The organism is Paenibacillus sp. MCAF9, assembly GCF_052114265.1.
Classification (GTDB): Bacteria; Bacillota; Bacilli; order Paenibacillales; family Paenibacillaceae; genus Pristimantibacillus.
This window is the reverse complement of the sequence record NZ_JBFREL010000009.1, coordinates 1-18,753: the sequence shown is the minus strand read 5'-3', so window position 1 is coordinate 18,753 and position 18,753 is coordinate 1. Positions and strand designations below refer to the sequence as shown.

Sequence of the window (18,753 nt, the reverse complement as noted above, 5' to 3'; positions counted from 1 at the left end):
GTGTGATTGCTTGGTTAAGCGACTGGCTGAGAGATATTATTGCAGTCATTCTTCTGGCAGTGTTCGTCGAGCTTCTGCTCCCGAACAAAGCAATGCAGCGCTACGCTCGGCTAGTAGTCGGCTTGTTCATCCTTCTGACGATACTCTCACCCATATTGAAACTTATACAAAGCGACATTGGAGCCAAGCTGGATGAAGGAATGGACAATTGGAGCAAATCTGCCATGAAGGTTGAATCGCAAATGAGCGGATTAAACCAAATTAAACGAGATGCTCAGGCGATGAGCGATAAGCGCAGCCTGGAGGCTGCAAAATTAACGGAACGAACATTGGAAGCTTCCATTCGAAATGAGCTCGTCGAGCGGACAAAAGCACCTATAGCAGAGGTTGATGCCGTATTGAAATGGACTACCGTTTCCGGCAAAGCAACTCCCTATATTAGTGAAGTAACCGTGACACTCAAAGCAGCAGATAACAAAAAAAGCACGTTTAAGGAAGAGGCTTCCGTGGAAGCAGTGCAGCCCGTTGTTGTAGATGTTGATATAGCGCCTATTGAAGGTGGAAGCATAGTTCCAAGCGGTGTAGATGATCAAGCTGCTCTGGAAGCATCTACGGAAACGGAAAAGACGGAAGGGAATTGGTCAAGAGCTGATCCAGCGACTTCAGCTGCAATAAGCAGCTTGATTTCGAAGGGGTGGGGGCTTGCTGAGGATCAAATCATCGTAAGACAACCAGCGGATCAACAAAAGGCGAAGTGAGAGGTTCAAAGATGGAGAGGGGGTAAGGCGCGGTGGCCAAATGGCTTGATGGCATAGAATCAGCGGTTGGCGGCGGTCCTGGCGGTCCAAAGCGAGTGCGGACACTGCGAATTTTACTAATCATTGGGGGGATTGGAGCAGCACTAATGATTCTAAATTCATTTTTACCCTATAAAGGAGTTGAGCCCTCTGTGCAAGAACCTAATCCGCCGCCTCAATCGGAGGCAGCTTGGGGCAATTCGGTTACCTCAGGAAGTTCAGTGTTCGCCACTCTCGAAAATTCCTTAGAAGTAAGGCTGAAGGAAATATTAGAGAAAATTGTAGGCGTTGGAACGGTTGATGTACTTGTAACTCTCGATTCTACCGAAGAAAGCATCCTAGAACGAAATACACAAGAATCGCAGCAAATTACGGATGAGAATGATCCGAACGGCGGCAAGCGGCACATTACATCAATGACAAAAGACGGACAGGTCGTACTGTACGAAGTGTCTGGAGACCAAAAGCCAATTATTACCAAAACGATTAACCCGCGCATACGCGGTATTCTCATAGTTGCCAAAGGTGCTGAAAACGTAACAGTCAGACGTCTCATTACCAATGCGGTGGAGAAGGGCATCAACGTACCGGTTAATCGAATTTCTGTTGTACCAAGCAAACAATAAAACCAAATTGAAATGATGGGGAGGGTGTTCTAATGAACACGAAAAGACAAACGGTATGGCTTGTATCAATGCTCAGTTTAATGGTGGTATTATCAGCGTATTATTTATTCACGCAAGATGTGGAAACGCCTGATGTGTTGACGGATGGCTCGCAAACAGAGCAAGCGGCGCAAAATGCGACAGAAGCTGCAACAAGCGGCAATGGTATCGTTGTAAACGAGGTGGAGAAGCCAGTTGATGGAGCGGTTTTGAGCGAAGCTGATAAAGAAACTTTGAAACAGATTGATGCGCAAGGATTAGCAGCAGGCGGCGTATTTAGTGAATTGTTAGCCAAACGGGAAATGAAATACAACGAAGTTGATAATCGGGTGATGGCAGCAGTTAATGATACACTAAAAAAACCGGAGGAAGCATCTGCTGCAATAGCTGAGCTTGACATGCTGGAGGAGAAGCACACGAAGCTCACAGGCATTGAAGCAGAGCTGCTGAAACAATACGAAAATGTAGTTATCGACGAGCAAAGCGATAAATACAATGTAGTGGTTTCAAGCGATAAGCTTGAGAAAAAGCAAGCAGCAGACATTATTAAGCTGGTCATGAGCACGCTTGATGTCGATGCTGATCAAGTATCCGTACAATATGTATCGGTTAAGCAGCCTCAATAGCTCTACCATCAAGAAAAGGCCTTGTCCCTTCGGCATATTAGCTGGAGGGGGCAAGACCTTTTTTTTGGCTGTCATGCTCGAATAAACAAAAAATGATTCGTGTTCAGGCTTGTTTATGATATAATGTTAAACGTTATGTGAAAGAATTGGTTATAATGGCATGGACACCATTTAGGTGTACAAGCTATGGAAGCAATCTTGCTATCGCAAATTTAAGGAGTGAAAATATTCATGTTCAAATTGAGCGAGATCAAAGAGTTGATCAAATTGGTTGATCAAACTTCCGTTCATGAGCTGGAAATTGAAAACGAAGGGACTCGCCTGCTCATCCGCAAGCCTGGCAAAACAGAAGTGGTGAATGTGCAAGCGGCCCCAATTACGCATACATACGCGCCTGCACCATTACAAGCTCAGCCAGCCGCTCCAGCAGCGCAGACTCAAGCCGTACAAGAAACGGCGCCAGCTCGTCCTTCAACGGATCATTTGCACCAAATCGTATCTCCAATGGTAGGAACGTTCTATAGTTCTCCTACTCCGGAAGCGGGAGCTTTCGTAAAAGTAGGCGATCGCGTAAATGATAAGAGCGTCGTATGTATATTGGAAGCTATGAAGCTGATGAATGAACTTGAAGCAGAAGTTAAAGGCGAAATCGTAGAAATTTTGGTTTCTAATGGTCAGCTCGTTGAGTACGGCCAGCCACTATTCCTTGTAAAGCCTGAATAATGTAGTGAGTTGACGTCCGAACAGGGAAACTGTCGTTTGAAAGGGGTTCCTACGTGAAATTTCACAAAATATTAATTGCAAACCGCGGTGAGATTGCTGTACGTATCATTCGCGCTTGCCGCGAATTAGGTATTAGCACTGTTGCCGTTTATTCCGAAGCGGATCGTGATTCGCTTCATGTACGGTTAGCCGATGAAGCCTATTGTATCGGGCCCACGGCATCCAAAGACAGCTATTTAAACTTAACGAATATTATGAGCGTAGCTACAATAACCGAGTGTGATGCTATCCATCCGGGCTATGGTTTTCTAGCTGAAAACGCTGACTTTGCTGAAATATGCGAATCATGCAATATCACCTTCATCGGGCCATCGCCGGAAGCCATTAATAAAATGGGCGACAAAGCGGTTGCTAAACTGACGATGAGAACGGCTGATGTGCCAATCATTCCGGGTTCTGACGGTCTTGTTGAGAATATGGATGAAGCTATCCGTGTCGCTCGCGATATCGGCTACCCCGTTATTATTAAAGCAACAGCGGGCGGCGGAGGCAAAGGCATCCGAATAGCGGATGACGAGACAACGCTAGTAGCGCAAATTACGACTGCACAACAGGAAGCTCAAAAGGCTTTCGGAAATGCGGGCGTTTATCTGGAAAAATATTTGACGGGCATGAAGCACGTTGAAATTCAAATTATGGCTGACAAGCATGGCAATGCTGTTCATTTGTTCGAACGTGATTGCTCTGTGCAGCGCAGACGCCAGAAGCTCGTCGAAGAGGCGCCTTGTTCTGTTCTTACTCCTGAACTACGGGATAAGATGGGACAAGCAGCTGTTCGCGCAGCTTTAGCTGTAAATTACTCAGGCGCAGGAACATTAGAGTTTCTACTTGGCCCTGATGAGAAGTTCTACTTTATGGAAATGAATACGCGTATCCAAGTTGAGCATCCCGTAACGGAGATGATCACTAACGTGGATTTAATTAAAGAAATGATTTCTGTAGCAGAGGGCAATCCACTTTCGTTCTCACAAAGTGATTTGAAAATTACTGGCTGGTCCATCGAGTGCCGGATTAACGCAGAGGATTCCGAAAGGAATTTTATGCCTTCTCCTGGACTGATTCCCTTTTACTTGCCGCCCGGCGGCGCGGGTGTACGTGTGGATAGTGCAGTTTACCCTGGCTATACGATTTCACCGCATTACGATTCGATGATTGCTAAGCTTATCGTTTGGGGCTCAACCCGCGAAGAAGCCATTGCAAGAATGAAACGGGCATTGTCTGAATTCGCTATTGATGGCATTCGGACAACCATTCCTTTCCATTTGAAGCTGCTGAATCACCCGAAATTCGTAAGCGGAAACTTCGACATTAAGTTTCTTGAGGAGCACGATATTAACGCTCCTGAATGAAGATACGACAAAGATGTGAACAAGTAGTATCGTTTGTCATATTTCTTACCGAATGTTATAGTATATTAACAAGATGCGGTTTATTGCTTGGCCTTGACGCCGAGTACGCGCAACTTTAAGGAGGTGTACAGCCATCATGAGTACGATAGCTGCGGAGTATGAGAAAACGGACATTGGCACGATTCAAATTGCACCTGAAGTCATCGAAGTTATCGCTGGATTAGCTACGATTGAAGTGGATGGAGTCGCTGGAATGAGCGGCGGATTTGCAGGAGGCATCGTAGAGCTTCTTGGACGCAAAAATTTATCCAAAGGTGTTAAAGTTGAAGTGGGTCAGCGCGAAGCTGCGGTAGATGTATCCATTATCGTTGAGTACGGCAACCGTATTCCGGAGATCGCTTCGGAAATTCAACGCAATGTGAAACGTTCTATCGAGATGATGACGGGACTCCACGTTGTTGAAGTGAACGTACATATTCACGATGTACATTTCAAGACGCCTGATAAACCAGAAGAAGAAGAAGTGCTGCACCGAGTTAAATAAATAAAGATGTTTTAATTAAATCCCGTACAACCCCCTCGTGAATGGGCATGCCGCTCGGCGCAAGGGGGTTTTCATTCGGCTTGGCAGGAGGAGGCGCTACGCATGATTAAGGTCGTGGACAAGCTGCTTTTGTTTTTGTATAGCATCGTGATTGGATGTTTATCCGTTTTTCTGCTATCCATAGGATTTGGCTGGATATCGCGAGATTTATTAAACGATTTAATAGGCGATTTATATCGTATCGACTCCATTCAAATTACGCTCGCAGTTGTCGGAGTCATCCTATTCATTCTTAGCCTAAGGTTTTTTGTCGTATCTCTTTATCGCGGATCAGCTACAGCTCCGTCAATTGATCAAAGAACTGATTTCGGAGATATTCGCATCTCACTTGAAACCATTGAAAATTTGACATTGAAAGCAGCATCGCGCCAGCGCGGCGTTAAGGACTTGCGTGCTCGCATTCGGGCAACGGATGCTGGACTTGATATCGTAATACGCGCTGTAGTAGATGGAGAAAGTTCCATACCGGTGCTTACGGAAGAGATTCAACGTACGGTGAAAGAGCATGTAGAGGATATTGCCGGTATACCCGTAACGAACGTTGCGGTATATGTTGCGAACATCATTCAAACGGGGACATTTAAGAGTCGCGTGGAATAGAGGTGAGTTTGCTCATGTGGAGGGAATTCTGGAACATCTATCAGAAGCGTATGATTGGCGCAGCGATAGGGCTGTTTTTCGGATTGCTATATTTGTTTGTCGGTTTTTGGGACATGCTTTTTGTAGGGCTGCTCGTCTCAATCGGTTATTGGATCGGCTTACAAAAGGAAACAAGCGACGGACCTATTTTTCCATGGCAGCGGCTTTGGTATTCGTTGTTGGAAAGATTTCGACCGTTTAAATGATCCTGTGGTCTCCTCCGTACTCCGGATTTCGGAAAGCCGCTTATTCGGGGCAGGGAGGAGATCATAGGTTTTTTTTGAAATATTGGCTTGAACAATTGAGTTTACAAGAATAAAACCATTTTATCGGCATGAAACTGCCGCGGAGGTCACATGAAACGTAGATTAGCACGAGAAATAGCGATTTCAAGCTTATACCAGATGGAAATGAATGAAGTTACGGCTTCAGATGCAGTGGACATGCTTGTGGAAGAAATGAGTTTAGATAATGAAATGGGTGCCGATCCTGCTGAGATAGGCAGTACAGATGCGTTCGCACGTGAGATTGTAGCTGGCGTGATGGAGCATAAGCAAGCCATTGACGGTATGCTTCAACAATTTTTGACAGGCTGGCATATTGATCGTTTATCCCGCGTAGATCGCCAGGTTCTAAGGCTTGCTACGTATGAGATGGTATTCCGCGATGATGTTCCGCCGAAAGCAACGATCAATGAAGCGATTGAGCTTGCCAAGCATTTTGGCACAGAGGAATCCGGCAAGTTTGTAAACGGCGTACTTGGAAAATTGCTTTTGGAAATCGAAGAATTAAAATCATAATGGATATGAAATTAATCAAACATTCATCGATGTAAAAGGAGACTGGAGCTATGTGTGCACAAATCATTGAAGGAAAGAAAATATCCGACCTTATCCGTGAGGAGATGATTACGGAAACTGCAGCCTTGAAAGAAAAGGGAATTATCCCAGGTTTGGCAGTCGTACTCGTAGGCGAAGATCCTGCCTCAAAAGTTTACGTTGGCTCTAAGGAAAAAGCTTGCCAGCAGCTTGGTTTTTATTCAGAGGTACATCGTTTAGACGCAGACACAAGTGAAGAGGATTTGCTTGCTGTTATTGAACGTTTGAACAATCAGTCTACGATCAACGGGATTCTAGTTCAACTGCCTCTTCCAAAGCATATTAACGAGAAGGCTGTTATTGATGCGATTGCCGTTGAAAAAGATGTTGACGGCTTCCATCCGGAAAGTGTTGGCAATTTGGTTATTGGCGACGACAGCCTGCTGCCTTGTACACCTGCAGGAGTAATTGAGCTTATCAAGCGCAGCGGCGTCGACATTTCGGGGAAACATGCCGTTGTTATCGGAAGAAGCAATATTGTGGGCAAGCCTGTTGCCATGCTGCTGCTTCGTGAGAATGCTACAGTTACCATCTGTCATTCTCGTACCGCAAACATGGAGGAAATTGCTAAACAAGCAGATATTCTTGTTGTTGCAATCGGGAAGGCAAAAGCTATTGACAGTAAATTTGTTAAGCCAGGGGCAATTGTTATTGATGTCGGCATTAACCGTTTGGAGAGCGGCAAGCTCGCGGGTGATGTTGATTTTGACGATTGTTTGGATACAGCCGGCTTCATTACACCAGTACCAGGCGGAGTTGGTCCTATGACGATTACGCTCTTAATGAAAAATACGATTACAGCAGCAAAAAGGGCTAACGGAATTAAGGAGTGATGGCGGGCATGGCTGATCAGCCTCGAATTTATTCCATAAAAGAGCTTAATCGGTATATTCGCATGAAAATGGAGTCGGATACACTGCTTGGCGATATTTGGCTGCGCGGTGAAATTTCCAATTTTACACATCATTCAAGCGGACATATGTATTTTACGCTGAAAGATAGCGATAGCCGGATCAAATCCATTATGTTCGCATCCCATAACCAGCGGCTTCCGTTTATACCTAAGGAAGGTACAAAGGTAATTGCTAGAGGGAATATAACGGTTTATGAGCGCGACGGCAATTATCAATTTTATGTTAATTCGATGCAGCCTGACGGTATTGGGAGCTTGTATCTTGCGTTTGAACAGCTTAAGAGCAAGCTGAGCAATGAAGGGCTCTTCGCAGAGTCGCGCAAACGGGCGATTCCTCTTTTTCCAAAGGCTATTGGAGTTATCACATCGCCAACGGGTGCAGCTGTACGTGATATTATCATTACGTTGCAGCGCCGTTACCCATTAATACCGATATATGTTTATCCTGTGCTCGTTCAAGGGACTGGGGCAGCACCTGCTATTGTAAAAGCGATAGAAGCAATGAACCGTTTTGGCGAAGCCGACGTATTAATTGTAGGGCGCGGCGGCGGATCATTAGAAGAGCTGTGGGCTTTCAATGAAGAATCCGTTGCTCGAAGCATTTCGAACTCGCAGATTCCGATAATTAGTGCGGTAGGCCATGAAACAGATTTCACAATTGCTGATTTTGTCGCTGATTTGCGTGCCGCCACACCTACAGCTGCAGCAGAGCTCGCTGTTCCGAGCATTTTCGAATTGAAGCAGCAGCTGAATCGCCAGCAGCAGCGTCTAGTACAAGGAATTCGTTACCGTGTAAGTGATGAGAAGGAGAAGCTGCAGCGCATAAGGCGTTCACCTTTTTTCTTGCATCCGCGCAGGTATTTGCTTGAACAGGCAGAACGGCTCGATCGATTGTCAGAGCAGCTTGTTCAGCGAACAAAACGTATTACAGAACGAAGCCATATAAGATTGGCAAGGCAGCAAGCTACACTTTCTGCCCATCATCCTGGCGAGCGGGTAGCTTTCGCTGCCAAACGGTGGCAGACAGCGACGAAGCAGCTAGAGAGTGCTATGAATAATTCTGTTAAAGACAGGAAAAACAAGCTTTATACCTCTATGAAGCAGCTTGATGCCTTAAGTCCTTTAAAAGTTATGTCTAGAGGTTACAGCCTTGTGTATGATGAGCAAGAGCAACGATTAATCAAATCGATTCGCGATGTGAAAGTAGGCGACATCGTAAAGGTGAAAGTAGCAGACGGTCAGCTAGATTGTCATGTAGGTTCATTGAGAGGAGAGCAAATGGATGGCAGCAACGAATCAAAGTGAGCTCACATTTGAGCAAGCAATGGAACGACTAGATTCTATTGTATCTAAGCTTGAGAATGGCGATGTTCCTCTTGAGACAGCGATTGAGTTATTCCAGGAAGGAATGAAGCTTTCGCAGCTTTGCGGGGGTAAACTTGAGCAAGTTGAGCAAAAAATCGAACTATTGATTGAAACAGAGCAAGGCTTCCAGAAAAAAACGTTTGCAGATGCAATCGAGAATAAAGGGGAATAAGCTTGAGCGAGAGGGCAGCAATAAAAGCATATTTATCGCAAACCACGGAGCTTATTGAAGCTTCGCTAAAACAATCGTTACCAAGCTCATGGGATGTTCCCCTTCGTCTGAGGGAAGCAATGCTCTATTCCCTTGAAGCAGGTGGGAAACGCTTAAGACCAGCACTCGTTATTGCAGCCGCAGAAGCTGTTTTCAATAAGACAGAAACATTAAATGCTGCTATGCCCGTTGCTTGTGCCGTAGAGTTTATACACACCTATTCGTTAGTGCATGATGATTTGCCAGCTATGGATGATGATGATTTCCGCAGAGGCAAGCCAACCAACCACAAGGTTTTTGGTGAAGCAATGGCGATATTAGCCGGGGATGCGCTTCTGACGCACGCCTTTCATTTAATTCCACAAGCAGCTCGTCAAGGCGGTGTCGCAGCAGATGTTGCGCTTGCCATTGTCGAAGATTTGGCTAAATTAGCAGGAGCTCCTGGGATGGTAGGCGGTCAAGTTGCCGATATGCTAGGTGAGCAAGGCATTACGTCAATTCATGAACTAGAGTATATTCATCTTCATAAAACAAGTGATCTTATTGCCTTCTCGGTTATGGCTGGCGGCCGAATTGGCGGAGCAACAGAAAAGCAGCTAGAACTGCTCGCGATTTACGGACGCAACATCGGTCTTGCTTTTCAAATTCAGGATGATATTTTGGATTTGATTGGGGACGAGAAGAAGCTGGGTAAGAAGACGAACAGTGATGTTCAGCAAAATAAAGTAACCTATCCGTTCCTTATCGGAATAGAAGAAAGCAAAGCTCAAGTTGAACGGCTTACCCAGGAAGCGAAGTCTGCCGTGCTGGAAGCGGAGTTCATAGCTCCAGATCGACTGCTTGAAATTGCAGATTATCTTGTTGGGCGCGATCATTGAGTATGTGATGCTTTTTCCATTTTGGTTGGGAAAAAAAGCTCGGTATGCTATAATAGGAAAAATGTAGATGTACATGGGACAGCAATAAATGCTGTCCGCGAAAGCGAGGAAAGTAACGTGCTGCTTGACCAGATTAACGGACCTCAAGATTTGAAAGCTTTGACAACCGCTCAGCTAGAGCAACTGGCCGCTGAAATCCGTCAGTTCCTTATTGAGAAGCTTTCCGTTACGGGTGGTCATCTCGCTCCTAACTTAGGAGTCGTTGAGCTGACCCTAGCCATGCATTATTTATTTAATAGTCCAGAAGATAAGTTTATTTTTGATGTAGGCCATCAATCCTACGTTCATAAAATTTTAACCGGTCGTATGGATCGGTTTGATACACTGCGTCAATATAAAGGTTTATGCGGTTTCGTCAAACGTTCAGAAAGCGAACATGATGTTTGGGAAGCTGGACATAGCAGTACATCATTGTCTGCCGCTATGGGTATGGCGCTTGCTCGTGATCTTAAGGGTGAGAGCAATCGTGTAGTTGCAGTTATCGGCGACGGTGCTTTAACTGGCGGTATGGCCTTAGAAGCGCTTAATCATATCGGACACGAGAACAAGGACTTAATCGTTGTCTTGAACGATAATGAGATGTCCATTGCGCCAAATGTGGGTGCATTGCATCACTATTTAGGGAAAATTCGTACAGATCGTCATTATCATAAAGCTAAGGATGAGCTTCAACAGCTGCTCAACAAAATCCCGGCAATCGGCGGGAAGCTTGCTAAGACGGCTGAACGTTTCAAAGACAGCTTAAAATATTTGCTCGTTAGCGGCATTTTATTCGAGCAATTTGGATTTACTTACCTGGGTCCTGTAGACGGACATGATATCGAGCAAGTGATTGATATTATGCGTCAAGCGGATGCAATGCCAGGACCTGTTTTAGTCCATGTATTGACTGTGAAAGGCAAAGGTTATTCACCTGCTGAAGCAGATTCGTTCAAATGGCATGGCATCACGCCATACAAAATTGAATCAGGCCAAGTAGTCAAAGCAGTTGGCCCACCAGTATATACTGACGTTTTTGGTCAGATGCTAATTGAGCTTGCTGAGAAGGATGAGCGCATCGTTGCAGTTACTCCAGCAATGCCGGGCGGTTCAGGTTTGCTGCCTTTTGCAGCAAGATTTCCGAATCGAATGATCGATGTGGGCATTGCAGAACAACATGCAGCTACCATGTCTGCTGCTTTAGCGATTGAAGGCATGAAACCTGTGTTTGCAGTGTATTCGACTTTCTTACAGCGAGCATATGATCAAGTTGTTCATGATATTTGCCGTCAAAACCTGAATGTTATATTTGCCATAGACCGTGCTGGATTCGTTGGCCCAGATGGTGAAACACATCATGGTGTTTATGATATTTCATTCTTAAGACATATACCGAATTTGGTCATTATGATGCCTAAGGATGAGAATGAGCTAAGACGAATGCTCAAGACTGCCGTAGAATATAATGATGGCCCAATAGCTGTTCGTTATCCGCGAATTGCAGGATTAGGCGTAGAGATGGAAGCAGATCCGCAAGTATTGCCTATAGGCAAGTGGGAAACCGTACGCGAAGGCGACTCCACCGTTATTATGGCTATTGGACCGATGCTGCAGGTTGCTGAAGAAGCTGCAGACCTTCTCAAGCGTGAAGGCATCAATGTTCAAATTGTAAATGCTCGTTTTATTAAGCCGCTTGATGAAAAGATGCTATTATCGTTTGCTGCAGAAGGCAGGCATATGATTGTGCTTGAGGAAAATGCAGAGCTTGGCGGTTTTGGCAGCTCTGTTCTTGAGTTCTTCTCACTCAAAGGCATTTACGGCTTAACTATTCGGATCATTGGGGTACCTGATGTATTCGTTGAACACGGCTCAATTAAAGAACAACGCAAAGAAATTGGATTAACGGCTGAGAGAGTTGCAACTGAATTAAAAACGATGCAGCCAAGGCGCATGAAACGAGTTACTGGCAAACAGTAACGTCTGAGGGTGAAAGATGACAACAACAACTGCTAAAGAACGAATAGACGTATTGCTTGTTGAGCGCGGCTTTTATGAAAGCAGAGAAAAGGCAAAAGCGGCTTTGATGGCGGGTCTTGTGCTAGTAAATGACGAGCCTGTTGACAAAAGCGGTATGAAGGTGGCACGTTCGGCAGACATTAAGGTAAAGGGCGCGCTTCATCCTTATGTTAGCCGAGGCGGGCTAAAGCTGGAAAAAGCGATTCGAGTGTTTAATATTGATTTGCGAGAACGCGTTATGTTAGATATCGGTGCATCAACCGGTGGCTTTACCGACTGCGCATTACAAAATGGGGCATCATATGTATATGCTATTGATGTTGGATATAACCAACTTGATTGGTCGCTAAGACAAGATGAACGCGTTCATGTTATGGAGCGAACTAATTTTCGTTATACGCAGCCAGCTGATTTAGTTGGGCCACCTCCAACATTTGCAACAATTGATGTATCCTTTATTTCGTTAAAACATATATTGCCTGCTTTATCTACGTTATTAACGGTTGGTTCCGGTATTGTAGCTTTAATTAAGCCGCAATTCGAGGCTGGGCGTGAGAAAGTAGGTAAATCTGGAGTTGTACGTGACTCTGGCGTGCACAGAGACGTACTTCGTACCGTTTTGACTGGAGCAGCTGAGATTGGTTTTTCATTGCAGGATATTACGTTCTCTCCAATTACGGGTGGAGAAGGCAATATTGAATTTTTAGCTTATTGGCATTGGTCTGCAGAACCAAATACTGCGGTACCCGATGACAATGCATTAGCGGAGCTAGTGAAACAAGCAAATGAAACCTTTACAACGAATAAATAAATGAGAAAGGTGCCTGGCAGCGTCATAACTGCCGGCATCTTTTTTACTTTACAGCATAGTGCTCCATTTGTTAAACTATAGAAAAGCAAACAAACGTTCGGCAAACGACATAAACAGGAAAATGCCCCCAGCATAGCGAACGAATAAGTATACAATCCATTTGCGAATGGGGGATGCTGATGGGAACCTATGGTGATTTGGCAATCATGCTGGTCGCTGGATGTTTGTTCGTATTGTGGCTGTTCAGAGTGTTTCACCGCTGGCTGCATGAGCCTGCAAGTGTTAGTCGGCTTACGCTCGGCAAGGGCGGTACTCTTTCAGTAGATGATGAAAATATATTGTTGCTGGAGCAAGCTGGGTACGAAGTAACTTCAGGAAAACATTTAGTTCCGATTCCAATCAAGCTTGATGATGTGCCGCTTGGAAAGGGAAGCCGGTTATACATTGATTATATTGCGGAGAAGAATAATTGCACGTATATAGTGAAAACTGCTCGTGACCGGATGCCAATCGACTGGTCGCCGAGCGGTGTAAGAGATCGTTTGCTTGTGTATTCGCTGCTTTTGCCCGAATGCGACGGAATTTTATTCGTGGATGCAAGGGAGAAGTTGATTCGCAAAGTCACGTTTCACATCGCAGACCAATAACTCATGGAGGTTTTTTATGAAGGGGCTTCGTCAATATCGAATCAAAGAAATTATTAGCAATAGTGTGATTGAAACACAAGAGGAGCTTGTAGAAGCGCTTCGTACGACAGGTATGCAAGTAACGCAAGCGACCGTATCACGCGATATGAAGGAATTAATGCTAATTAAAGTGCCTGCAGGTGAAGGTAAATATAAGTATTCCATTCCGCAAGAGCATCAGAAGCAAAATCCTATTCATAAACTGAAGCGGGCTTTGCTTGACCATTTTGTACATATTGACTATACAGATAATCTTGTTGTTATGAAATGTTTGCCAGGGACAGCAAATACCATTTGTGCATTGGTTGATAATATGGAGTGGACTGAAGTAATGGGTACTATCTGCGGAGATGATACGATCTTGATGATTTGCAGAACCAAGAAGCAAAGCAATGAAGTAGTAGAACGATTACTTGAGCTATTGAACTAAGGAGGATGTCAGAGCCATGCTGCGTGAGTTGTCGATAAGGAATTTAGCGGTAATTGAAGAAGTAAACGTTACATTTCATCATGGATTTCATGTATTGACAGGAGAGACAGGAGCAGGTAAATCGATTCTTATTGATGCGCTAAGCTTGCTGGTCGGCGGTAGAGGCTCCGCAGACATGGTACGGTATGGTTGTGATAAAGCTGAAATGGAAGCTTTATTTGACCTTCCACGAAATCATCCTGTATGGATCGTTCTGAACAAGCTTGGTGTACATGCATCCTGTGAAGAGATGTTAGTAATAAGAAGAGAGCTGTCTGCAAATGGTAAGAGCAGCAGCCGTGTGAATGGGCAGCTCGTTACAATGACGATGCTAAGGGAAATTGGCGAATGCCTTGTCAATATTCATGGTCAGCATGAGCATCAATCACTCCTTCGAACAGAACAGCATTTAGAGTGGCTAGATCTATTTGCTGGAGACTTGCTAATTGAACGGAAGCAAATATATCGGACCATATTTTCACAGCTGCAGCAGGCAAGAACATCATTGCGCGAGCTGGAAAATTCGACTAGACACAATGTGCAAATGCTTGATTTATATCGTTTTCAAATTGAAGAAATTACGAATGCACAGCTTAAGCCGTTGGAAGATGAGCTTCTAACAGAGCAGAGGCGCAAGCTATTGTATGCAGGGAAGAGAATGGACGCCGTATCGGAGGCCTATTCGCTTTTGTATGGAGGCAAAGGGCTTGATATGGTTAGCAAAGCAGTAGCTAAGCTGATAGATATTCAAACTTATGATGCAGCGAAACTAAATCCACTTCTTGAACAGCTTCAAACTGCCTTTTATCAAGCTGAAGATGCTGCATTCCAGCTTCGTGATTATCGAGATGGCATTGAGTCTGATCCTGATCAGCTCTCGCAGGTTGAAGACAGGCTTGATTTAATAAATAGTATGAAGCGCAAATATGGGGAAACAATACCCGATATACTTGCTTATTTAGAGAGGACAATTGTGGATCGTGACAAGATCGAGAATCGTGATCAACTTCTTGAAGAGCTTAAAGCAGAGGAAATTAAGCTTTATGATCAAGCGCTGATTTTGGCACAGGAATTGTCGCAGCTTCGGGAGCATGCAGCGACAAAGCTGTCTGAAGCGATTGAGAATGAGCTAGGACAGCTTCAAATGCCAGCGGCTAAGTTTCGTGTGCAAATCGATACGACAGTCGGAGGAGCGGGTGAAACAAAGCAGATTCGCTTGCACAGCAATGGTATGGATGAAGCGATCTTTATGCTCTCTACAAATCCTGGAGAGCCGTTGAAGCAGTTAAGCAAGATTGCTTCTGGGGGAGAAATGTCGCGTATTATGCTTGCCCTTAAGAGCATTTTCGCAGAAATTGATCAAGTTCCTGTACTTATTTTTGATGAAGTGGATACAGGCGTTAGCGGACGTGCTGCTCAGGCTATCGCAGAGAAAATGTCACAGCTTGCATCAAAATGCCAAGTATTCTCTATAACCCACTTGCCTCAGGTTGCTTGCATGGCAGATCATCATTATGAAATAAGAAAACAAGTCATTGGTTCGCGAACATCTACATCTGTATCGGAACTTCTTGAAGCTGTTCGTATCGAAGAGCTTGCACGTATGCTCGGCGGAGTGGAAGTAACGGAAAAAACACGGAATCATGCACAAGAAATGCTTGATTTGGCACATAGACAGAAAGGAGCGTAATGGAAGCCAATTAGGGAATGTTTTTGTGGACATAAAACGAACGGGTGAGGGTAACTTAAAGGTACGCCATTGGCGACTTATCCTTCTTCGTCATGCGATGGAAATACAGGGAGCGTGAAATCATTGAACTCCAGTCAAAGGAAGCGATGGTTTGGCCTGGTTCTCGTTTTCTTCATTTGCATGATCGGAAGCTCCACCCCGTTTCAACATTTTGCCGCAATCCCGAATGAACTTCGTTTATTCTCCGGGCAACTGAAACGTTTACAATATGGAGTGCCCGTTCATGCTGAAGTAACGGTCGACCCTCAAATGCTTCAGATTAACGGATCAACCAGTCATTCTTTATCCGTAAATTTGAATGAACCACTGTCACTGCAGTCGAGTCAAAGCGGTCAAACGAAAATGAAAGTGAAATTATTTGGTAAAATTCCATTCAAGACTGTAAAGGTTAATGTTGTACCTGATCTCCGTGTCATTCCAGGCGGTCAAACGATTGGAGTCAAAGTTAAATCATCAGGCATTTTAGTTGTAGGACATCATCAGGTAGCTGGCAGCAACGGCATGAAACAATCACCTGGTGAGGCCGCAGGACTGCGTTTAGGCGATTTAATTGTGAAGATTGATGGTACAAGCATTAATCAAGTAAACAGGATTGCGGAGCTAAGTGAGAAGGCTGGCAATGAGAAGAAGCCGCTAGAGGTAACCTATAAGCGAGATGGGCAATTAGGCAAGACGCTTTTAAATCCAGTTTTTGATGCGGAAGATAAGGCATGGCGTTTAGGTTTATATATCCGTGATTCAGCAGCCGGCGTAGGTACATTAACGTTTTATGCCCCAGATCAGGGTGTTTATGGAGCATTAGGCCATGTTATCACGGATATGGACACACAAACTCCGATTGATGTTGGCGAAGGCCAGATTTTACAGTCCAGCGTTACGTCCATTAACAAAAGCCAAAATGGCGAGCCGGGAGAAAAAAGAGCGCATTTTGTGAAAGAAAGCAAAATATTAGGCAATGTTGAGCGAAACACTCCGTTTGGCATTTTCGGCAAAATGAATGAAGTTCCTACTCACAGTTACAGTGATAAATCTGTTCCTGTCGCATTTGCTGAAGATGTTAAGGAAGGGCCAGCGCAAATTTTGACTGTTGTGAATGGACAGAAGGTTGAGCGCTTTGATATTGAAATCGTGCATGTATCAAAGCAATCTGGTCCAGCAACAAAAGGTTTGGTTATTAAGATAACGGACAAAAGATTGTTAAGCAAAACCGGGGGCATTGTTCAAGGGATGTCGGGTAGTCCGATCATTCAAGATGGCAAATTAGTTGGAGCTGTCACTCATGTATTCGTTAATGATCCCTCTTCAGGATATGGTTGCTTTATCGAATGGATGCTGCAGGATGCAGGAGTACTGCTGAAGTCGGCAAACGGACATATCGGCGAAGCTGCATAATGGCTTGCTATTAGAAAATAACGCCCACTTGAGCTGAACAGCAGCTTAGGCGGGCGTTATTTTTAATTAAATCCATTTATCTAAAAACCGCGTCAATGCGTAAATGAGCAATGAAATTTGTCGAAGAAGAACGAACATCATCGGTACATGTAATAAATTTTTTATTATATCGAATCCCCGTAAAAAAATAAAGAAAAATAATTTTCGACAGAAGGAATTGAACTCCACATGTCGAAAACTTTAGATTAGACAACTAGTGAGCGAAATCATGAATATCATTTAAGGGAGGACCACAACTTGCATAAGATCGAAGTATTATTAGCAGATGACAACCGGGAATTTACTAATTTGTTATCGGAATACATATCCGAACAAAGTGATATGAGTGTGAGTGGAGTCGCGTATAATGGAGAAGAGGTTTTAAGACATCTGGAGGAAGCAAGAAAAGTTCCTGATGTGCTTATCCTTGATATTATTATGCCTCATTTGGATGGACTAGGTGTACTTGAACGGTTGAAAGAAATTAACCTATCTCCTATGCCCAAGATCATTATGCTGACTGCTTTCGGCCAAGAGAACATTACTCAAAAAGCGGTACAGCTTGGTGCTTCCTATTATATTTTGAAGCCGTTTGATATGGATATTTTAGCTAATCGTATTCGTCAGCTTGTTGGGAACCCAACATACTCTTCAACGGGCAGCTTCACAACTAGCTCCTCTTCAATGAAATCCAACGTCGTTCCTATCCCTAAAGGGAAAAACCTCGATGCCAACATTACGAGCATCATTCATGAAATCGGAGTACCTGCTCATATTAAAGGTTACCAGTACTTGCGTGAAGCGATTACGATGGTTTATAACAATATCGAAATTCTTGGTGCGATCACAAAAACTCTTTATCCTGCGATTGCTGAAAAATTCAAAACAACGCCATCTCGCGTTGAACGCGCTATCCGCCATGCCATTGAAGTGGCTTGGACACGCGGCAACATCGACAGCATCTCTCACCTGTTTGGCTATACGATCAACATCAGCAAATCAAAGCCTACTAATAGCGAGTTTATCGCGATGGTGGCTGATAAGCTGAGGATTGAGCATAAGGTTAGCTAAGAGGGGGAAGATTAACGTACGGTGTGGGTTTTCGGGAATGGGATGAAGTTTACAGCCAAAACAATTTTGGCGGTAAACTTCCAAAATGGACGTTCCTATACCGATAAACTTCTGAATAACAATCCAACAAATACCGCTTATTTATTGGTTCCCAAAAACCAGTAAAGGGGCGGTGTTTTTATTATGGCGTGCCCAGAGGCACGCATCTTCTAGCCGGTGAAAGTCCGGTCGTGGGAAGAGCCAAGACCTCGCGTAGCTAGGATACTTGCGTATGGCGAAATCTGTGCGTAAGAGCGTATCGACGAAAGTACCTGTCAGAGACAGGGCGAGCGACATGCCAGGCCGTAACATAAAGTGAATCCTGCCGCGTCGTTAAAAAGCCCTTGCAAGAGGAAGAAGAGGAAGTCGAGTCCCGCATAATTGGACGAAGACCAAGGAAACTGTCTAGAACTTGGAGTGACAGCGAAGAATCCTCCGGCGTATGGGGATCGGCATGGTATGAAAGAAGATGCAGTGAACTGGGGAGACCCTCCCCTGCACGGAAAGTTTTTTTTTTCGTAACGAGATGATCTATAAGCCAAAGGCGAAGTGAGCCATCTGCAGGAAGGGAGTCCGAGGGGCACATAGTACCGAGGAACGCAGGACAACACAACCTGCGGGAGGGAAGGCGCCCTGCTTTGTTCAAGCTTTTCAAGGAGGTACGAGTGAGTGAATGCCAAATGGCTAACGACACCTAAGGAAAAAGTTCAACAACTCCAAGAGAAGCTAGGTC

At 44.6% G+C, this 18,753-nt stretch carries 20 protein-coding genes; all 20 read left to right on the top strand.

Going from position 1 to position 18,753, the window contains the following annotated elements; all coding sequences use genetic code 11:
- Nucleotides 1-2 precede the first annotated feature (2 nt).
- Entirely contained in the window at nucleotides 3-758 is a 756-nt protein-coding gene (gene spoIIIAF / locus AB4Z45_RS16495) for a stage III sporulation protein AF (protein WP_441910406.1), read from the top strand.
- Between the two features lie 32 nt (nucleotides 759-790).
- A complete protein-coding gene (spoIIIAG, locus tag AB4Z45_RS16490; protein ID WP_441910405.1) occupies nucleotides 791-1,423 on the top strand; it encodes a stage III sporulation protein AG in 633 nt (210 codons plus the stop codon).
- Between the two features lie 32 nt (nucleotides 1,424-1,455).
- Nucleotides 1,456-2,088, top strand: coding sequence for a SpoIIIAH-like family protein (locus AB4Z45_RS16485; protein WP_441910404.1), 633 nt, complete (start codon nucleotides 1,456-1,458; stop codon nucleotides 2,086-2,088).
- Nucleotides 2,089-2,319: 231 nt separating this feature from the next.
- On the top strand, nucleotides 2,320-2,811 hold the full coding sequence (gene accB / locus AB4Z45_RS16480) for an acetyl-CoA carboxylase biotin carboxyl carrier protein (RefSeq protein WP_441886165.1): 492 nt from the start codon (nucleotides 2,320-2,322) through the stop codon (nucleotides 2,809-2,811).
- A 53-nt stretch (nucleotides 2,812-2,864) separates the two neighbouring features.
- Nucleotides 2,865-4,220, top strand: a complete 1,356-nt coding sequence (gene accC / locus AB4Z45_RS16475; RefSeq protein ID WP_441910403.1) for an acetyl-CoA carboxylase biotin carboxylase subunit — start codon at nucleotides 2,865-2,867, stop codon at nucleotides 4,218-4,220.
- 136 nt (nucleotides 4,221-4,356) lie between these two features.
- Nucleotides 4,357-4,764: an Asp23/Gls24 family envelope stress response protein gene (locus AB4Z45_RS16470; protein WP_076266953.1), complete on the top strand. Its 408-nt coding sequence runs from the start codon at nucleotides 4,357-4,359 to the stop codon at nucleotides 4,762-4,764.
- A 102-nt stretch (nucleotides 4,765-4,866) separates the two neighbouring features.
- The gene (gene amaP / locus AB4Z45_RS16465; RefSeq protein ID WP_076266954.1) at nucleotides 4,867-5,424 is read left to right on the top strand and encodes an alkaline shock response membrane anchor protein AmaP; all 558 of its coding nucleotides are present in this window, start codon (nucleotides 4,867-4,869) and stop codon (nucleotides 5,422-5,424) included.
- A gap of 14 nt (nucleotides 5,425-5,438) precedes the next feature.
- Nucleotides 5,439-5,669: a DUF2273 domain-containing protein gene (locus AB4Z45_RS16460; RefSeq protein ID WP_076266955.1), complete on the top strand. Its 231-nt coding sequence runs from the start codon at nucleotides 5,439-5,441 to the stop codon at nucleotides 5,667-5,669.
- 150 nt (nucleotides 5,670-5,819) lie between these two features.
- Nucleotides 5,820-6,263 (top strand): transcription antitermination factor NusB, encoded by a 444-nt coding sequence (gene nusB / locus AB4Z45_RS16455; RefSeq protein WP_054024290.1) that lies wholly within the window; start codon nucleotides 5,820-5,822, stop codon nucleotides 6,261-6,263.
- Nucleotides 6,264-6,313: 50 nt separating this feature from the next.
- Nucleotides 6,314-7,174, top strand: coding sequence for a bifunctional methylenetetrahydrofolate dehydrogenase/methenyltetrahydrofolate cyclohydrolase FolD (gene folD / locus AB4Z45_RS16450; RefSeq protein WP_076266956.1), 861 nt, complete (start codon nucleotides 6,314-6,316; stop codon nucleotides 7,172-7,174).
- 8 nt (nucleotides 7,175-7,182) lie between these two features.
- On the top strand, nucleotides 7,183-8,559 hold the full coding sequence (xseA, locus tag AB4Z45_RS16445) for an exodeoxyribonuclease VII large subunit (protein WP_441910402.1): 1,377 nt from the start codon (nucleotides 7,183-7,185) through the stop codon (nucleotides 8,557-8,559).
- Nucleotides 8,537-8,791: an exodeoxyribonuclease VII small subunit gene (xseB, locus tag AB4Z45_RS16440; protein WP_076266958.1), complete on the top strand. Its 255-nt coding sequence runs from the start codon at nucleotides 8,537-8,539 to the stop codon at nucleotides 8,789-8,791. Before xseA ends, xseB begins: the two co-directional genes overlap by 23 nt.
- 2 nt (nucleotides 8,792-8,793) lie before the next feature.
- Nucleotides 8,794-9,708: a polyprenyl synthetase family protein gene (locus AB4Z45_RS16435; RefSeq protein WP_441910401.1), complete on the top strand. Its 915-nt coding sequence runs from the start codon at nucleotides 8,794-8,796 to the stop codon at nucleotides 9,706-9,708.
- Nucleotides 9,709-9,825: 117 nt separating this feature from the next.
- Nucleotides 9,826-11,724, top strand: coding sequence for a 1-deoxy-D-xylulose-5-phosphate synthase (gene dxs, locus AB4Z45_RS16430; protein ID WP_441910400.1), 1,899 nt, complete (start codon nucleotides 9,826-9,828; stop codon nucleotides 11,722-11,724).
- 16 nt (nucleotides 11,725-11,740) lie between these two features.
- The gene (locus tag AB4Z45_RS16425; RefSeq protein WP_441910399.1) at nucleotides 11,741-12,574 is read left to right on the top strand and encodes a TlyA family RNA methyltransferase; all 834 of its coding nucleotides are present in this window, start codon (nucleotides 11,741-11,743) and stop codon (nucleotides 12,572-12,574) included.
- A gap of 179 nt (nucleotides 12,575-12,753) precedes the next feature.
- On the top strand, nucleotides 12,754-13,221 hold the full coding sequence (locus tag AB4Z45_RS16420; RefSeq protein WP_441910398.1) for a hypothetical protein: 468 nt from the start codon (nucleotides 12,754-12,756) through the stop codon (nucleotides 13,219-13,221).
- A gap of 16 nt (nucleotides 13,222-13,237) precedes the next feature.
- The gene (gene ahrC, locus AB4Z45_RS16415) at nucleotides 13,238-13,690 is read left to right on the top strand and encodes a transcriptional regulator AhrC/ArgR (RefSeq protein ID WP_441910397.1); all 453 of its coding nucleotides are present in this window, start codon (nucleotides 13,238-13,240) and stop codon (nucleotides 13,688-13,690) included.
- A gap of 16 nt (nucleotides 13,691-13,706) precedes the next feature.
- Complete coding sequence (recN, locus tag AB4Z45_RS16410; RefSeq protein ID WP_441910396.1) at nucleotides 13,707-15,419, top strand: DNA repair protein RecN; 1,713 nt, start codon at nucleotides 13,707-13,709, stop codon at nucleotides 15,417-15,419.
- A 123-nt stretch (nucleotides 15,420-15,542) separates the two neighbouring features.
- Nucleotides 15,543-16,871, top strand: coding sequence for a SpoIVB peptidase (gene spoIVB / locus AB4Z45_RS16405; RefSeq protein ID WP_076266964.1), 1,329 nt, complete (start codon nucleotides 15,543-15,545; stop codon nucleotides 16,869-16,871).
- 297 nt (nucleotides 16,872-17,168) lie between these two features.
- The gene (spo0A, locus tag AB4Z45_RS16400) at nucleotides 17,169-17,981 is read left to right on the top strand and encodes a sporulation transcription factor Spo0A (RefSeq protein ID WP_076266965.1); all 813 of its coding nucleotides are present in this window, start codon (nucleotides 17,169-17,171) and stop codon (nucleotides 17,979-17,981) included.
- The last annotated feature ends 772 nt before the right edge of the window (nucleotides 17,982-18,753 follow it).

What these genes read in the sequence shown, in the direction of transcription:
- AB4Z45_RS16485 (WP_441910404.1), top strand. Translation starts at nt 1,456, where the DNA reads ATGAACACGAAAAGACAAACGGTATGGCTTGTATCAATGCTCAGTTTA.
- accB (WP_441886165.1), top strand. Translation starts at nt 2,320, where the DNA reads ATGTTCAAATTGAGCGAGATCAAAGAGTTGATCAAATTGGTTGATCAA.
- AB4Z45_RS16470 (WP_076266953.1), top strand. Translation starts at nt 4,357, where the DNA reads ATGAGTACGATAGCTGCGGAGTATGAGAAAACGGACATTGGCACGATT.
- amaP (WP_076266954.1), top strand. Translation starts at nt 4,867, where the DNA reads ATGATTAAGGTCGTGGACAAGCTGCTTTTGTTTTTGTATAGCATCGTG.
- AB4Z45_RS16460 (WP_076266955.1), top strand. Translation starts at nt 5,439, where the DNA reads ATGTGGAGGGAATTCTGGAACATCTATCAGAAGCGTATGATTGGCGCA.
- nusB (WP_054024290.1), top strand. Translation starts at nt 5,820, where the DNA reads ATGAAACGTAGATTAGCACGAGAAATAGCGATTTCAAGCTTATACCAG.
- folD (WP_076266956.1), top strand. Translation starts at nt 6,314, where the DNA reads ATGTGTGCACAAATCATTGAAGGAAAGAAAATATCCGACCTTATCCGT.
- xseA (WP_441910402.1), top strand. Translation starts at nt 7,183, where the DNA reads ATGGCTGATCAGCCTCGAATTTATTCCATAAAAGAGCTTAATCGGTAT.
- xseB (WP_076266958.1), top strand. Translation starts at nt 8,537, where the DNA reads ATGGCAGCAACGAATCAAAGTGAGCTCACATTTGAGCAAGCAATGGAA.
- AB4Z45_RS16425 (WP_441910399.1), top strand. Translation starts at nt 11,741, where the DNA reads ATGACAACAACAACTGCTAAAGAACGAATAGACGTATTGCTTGTTGAG.
- AB4Z45_RS16420 (WP_441910398.1), top strand. Translation starts at nt 12,754, where the DNA reads ATGGGAACCTATGGTGATTTGGCAATCATGCTGGTCGCTGGATGTTTG.
- ahrC (WP_441910397.1), top strand. Translation starts at nt 13,238, where the DNA reads ATGAAGGGGCTTCGTCAATATCGAATCAAAGAAATTATTAGCAATAGT.
- recN (WP_441910396.1), top strand. Translation starts at nt 13,707, where the DNA reads ATGCTGCGTGAGTTGTCGATAAGGAATTTAGCGGTAATTGAAGAAGTA.